Here is a 979-nt window from a genome sequence, read left to right as displayed (position 1 = left end):
TATTTTTTATTAGCCAAGCTCCTGGTCCTGGTGGGCACTTACTGCTATTGAAGTTACTAACTGCATAATTATCATCCCAACCAACAACAGAAACACAGTGATTCTGTGAAGTCGTACCATTTTGATAATATGCACCTGTTGTGCTGTTGTAGCCACTTGAATCAGATGCATAGTATGAAATTGTTCCGGCACCATTGTCCATAATCAATTGTTTGATTGTAGATTCATCAGTATCCTTAATAATATAAGCATTCTGCATATGTGCTAAATCATTGAAGCTGAGGGCTGTTTTCTCTTCTGCCGTCTTTTTTGCCATATCCGTTTCATAACTGCTTGCGCTAGAATAATTCGCTACACTCTCATCAGCAGCACCAACCCAGTTTGCGAAATTCTTTACGGTAAAGATACTGTTGCCACCTCTGTCCAAATATGTAGAACCTGTAGCTGTGGTGGAATCCCCCGCCGTATTGCCAAGTGGATCTACCTGCGTATGATAAAAATTGTAAGCCAGGTGGAGTTCAGAATAATCAGTAGCGACTGGGAAACCGTACTTTTTAATCATACTAGATTCCGCTGTATTAATCGCTCCAAATGCCCAACAGGTACCATACCCACCTTGATTCTTTACATTAGAAACATAGTTCAAATCTACAGCGCTATAAGATTCTGGAACATCCTCTTCTCTCGTCGCTGGATAATCGCTGTCTTCCTCAACACTCGGGATATTGACGTCAACATCATTATATCCGTAATTATTCTCATTAGTAGTTGGTAACGTCTCTGCATGTGCATTAGTAGTGAACATCACTAAAAATAGAACTAACACACACATGAGTAGATTTTGCTTTCTTCTCATTATAATTTCTCCTTTCGACAATAATTATTTTTATAACAATAATTTGGTTAATTGTTACAAATACTATTATACTATCATTTAATCGATAATTTTGCCGATTTTTCCCATATTTCGCAATGTTTT

At 37.7% G+C, this 979-nt stretch carries 1 protein-coding gene; it reads right to left on the bottom strand.

Annotated elements, in window-relative coordinates; all coding sequences use genetic code 11:
• Positions 1 to 856 (bottom strand): C1 family peptidase (locus ACW2QF_RS19715; RefSeq protein ID WP_455717721.1); only part of this gene is annotated, 856 nt, incomplete at its 3' end.
• Positions 857 to 979: the final 123 nt, after the last annotated feature.

Source organism: Anaerosporobacter sp. (genome assembly GCF_965301125.1).
Note: the sequence above shows the minus strand (reverse complement) of the source record. Positions and strands in the feature narration are given on the sequence as shown.